This window comes from Kitasatospora sp. NPDC059722 (assembly GCF_042733235.1).
Lineage (GTDB): Bacteria > Actinomycetota > Actinomycetes > Streptomycetales > Streptomycetaceae > Kitasatospora.
Genome location: NZ_JBHWGD010000258.1, coordinates 1 through 2,591, shown reverse-complemented (window position 1 = coordinate 2,591; position 2,591 = coordinate 1). Strand labels below are relative to the sequence as shown.

Here is a 2,591-nt window from a genome sequence, read left to right as displayed (position 1 = left end):
GGCGGGGGCGGCGCGGGCGCGCGCGCGCCGCCCGGGGCCGCGCGCGCGCGCGGGGCCCCGCCCGGGCGCCCCGGGCGGGCCCCCGCGCGCCCCCCCCGGGGTCCTCAGGGGACTCAGGCGGTCTTCTGCAGCGACCAGTTCTGGTACGGCTGGCCGTTCGGCTGCTGGAGCTCCAGCAGCCAACCACCGTAGTACCAGCGGTCGCTGACCCCGAGCACCAGCGAGCTGCCGGCCGCGGTCAGGCTGAACCCGCCGCCGGCGGAGGTGATCTGCCACTTCTGGGTGGCGGCGTCGGAGCACGGCTGCTGCGCGACGTACTGGCCGGCGACCGGATCGCCGCCCAGCTGCAGGCACTTGTCGGAGCGGACCGACTTGATCCGCACCGCGCCGTCGCCGGCGTCCTCGAACGCCCACTTCTGGTTGGCGTAGCCGGTGCGCTGGTAGGCGATGGCGACGGTGCCGTCGTTCATCGAGCTGCCCCACAGGTCGGCGGCCTGGCCGGTGAGGCCGTTGACCATCGTGTAGTGGGCGCCGGGCTGCGGGCGCCCGGCGTCGGCGGCGGTGCGGAAGGTGACGGTGCGGCCCGGCTTGCCGACGGACCCGGCGGCGTCGCGGACGGCGACCGCAACGCTGTACGAGGTGCCGGGGGCGAGGCGGACGAGGCCGACGACCGTGGCGCGGACGGTGCCGATGGTCTGGCCGCCGAGCAGGACGTCGTAGCCGGCCGCGTTCGGGACGCCCGGCCAGCTCAGCATGACCGAGTTCTGGGTGACCTGACTGACCGTCACATCGGGCGAGCCGGTGCCGGCGGTGGGGGTTCCGGTCGGGGTCGGGGTCGCGGTCGGGCTGCCGGTGGCGGTCGGGGTCGCGGTCGGGGACGGCGAGCCGGTCGTGCCGCCGCCGGGCGTCGGGGACGGCGACGCGGTGCGGGTGGGCGACGCGGTCGGGGACGGCGTGGGGGTGGCGGTCGGGGACGGGTTGGGGTTGGGGCCGGTGCCACCGCCGTTGCCGGTGATCAGGAAGCGGTTGTTGGCGACGTTCCAGTGCGAGGAGAGGTAGCTGCCCGGCTTCGGGTCGGTGCTGTAGTAGTCGTCGTGCGTGCAGTCGAGCCGGTCGTAGTGCGCGCGGTCCGGGCAGACCACCTTCATCTGCGGGTAGTACGGGTAGTCCGAGTAGCACATCAGGTCGTAGTCGTAGACGCAGTGGCCGCCCTTGCTGGTGCTCGGCGCGCTGTTGTTCACCGCGCCCAGGTTGTGGCCCAGTTCGTGCGCCGCGGTGTGCCCGCCCCAGCAGCCCGAGTCCGTCCGGCCGTACGAGGGGCCGAAGTTGCTGAGGTTGTCCTGGCCGGGGCGCTCGTCGCCGGCGAAGGTGCCGATGCCGCAGTACACCTTGGCATCGGTGAACATCATGTACTTGCGGTCCTTGCGGTTGAACCCCTGCGCGGCGACGGCGTCGTTGCTCGCGTTGAAGTCCTGGAGCGCCGCGTCGGAGATCTGCACGTTCAGCACGGACGCGGAGCAGTCGGAGTCGGTGACGAAGCGGACGTGCCGCGCGCCGCCGGTCTCCTGGGCGCTCGCGTTGTAGATGACGTCGACGTCGGCGGCCCACTTCTTGAAGGAGGCCAGGTACTGGGCGTAGCGGTCGTTGCCGGGGGCGTGGAGGTACACCACCTGGATGCGGTTGCCGCTGCTGCCGTCACCCTCGCAGACCACGGACGAACCGCCGGACGCGGCGGGGGTGCTCTGCTGCGGGGCACCGGCCGGGTCGCCCAGCAGCGCCTTCTGGCCGGCATCGAGAACCGGCGCGGCGCCCTTCAACAGGTCGGCGGCGGACGGGGGCTGGGCGTTGGCGGCTGGCGTGAGCACCGGCGCCTGGGCGGCCGCGGCGGCCACCGGCGCGACGTCCTTGTGGATGTCGACGTCCTTCGGCGGGGCGTCCGGGCCGTGGCTGCACAACTGACCGTTGGAGACCTGCAGCGAGCCGGCGCAGCGGTCGCCGTTGGGCAGGCTCAGACCGGCGTAGACCAGGCCGCGGTCGGGCTGGTCCTTGGGTATCTCCTTGAGCGGGGCGGCCTTCTGGTCGCGCTTGGGCGCGGGGGCCTGGGTCGCGCCCTCGGCGGTCCCGGTCTCGCCGCTGCCGTCGTCGGACACCACACCCGCCTGGTTGCCCAGGACCGGACCGTCCGCCGAGACACTGGCGTTGGTGCGGCTGCCCGCCGGTTCGAGCGCCGTCGAGATGCCGAGCGCACCCGCGACCAGGCCGGCGGCGACCGCCGCGGCGATCAGCGTCGTCCTGCGGGTGAACCGCCTGCGCCTGCGTCGACGGAGCTCCGTGCTGCGGTGTCCCATCGCGTTCCTTTCCTCGTGCGACGGCCCGCGCCCCTGTGGTGACGGGCGCCGGGCCTTCCGACACGTGGGAGACCGGATGGGGCGGGTGGGAATAACAGAAACTTCTTTCGAAAATCTTCGGGGCACGTGAACGGGCCCTGGGCGCAGGGGGCATCAGCCCACGTCAGGCGACTCCGGACGGCTCCGGACGGCTCCGGACAGCTTCGAACGGCTTCGAACGGCTTCAGGCGGCTTCAGGCCGCG

Annotated in this window: 1 protein-coding gene; it reads right to left on the bottom strand. The window is 73.4% G+C overall.

The annotated features are described in order from the left end of the window. Window positions 1-113: 113 nt before the first annotated feature. Window positions 114-2,348, bottom strand: a complete 2,235-nt coding sequence (locus ACFV4F_RS43100; RefSeq protein ID WP_380511467.1) for an RICIN domain-containing protein — start codon at window positions 2,346-2,348, stop codon at window positions 114-116. Window positions 2,349-2,591: the final 243 nt, after the last annotated feature.

Bases quoted from the DNA above. Each gene is read 5' to 3' on its own strand.
- ACFV4F_RS43100 (WP_380511467.1), bottom strand. From the start codon at position 2,348: ATGGGACACCGCAGCACGGAGCTCCGTCGACGCAGGCGCAGGCGGTTC.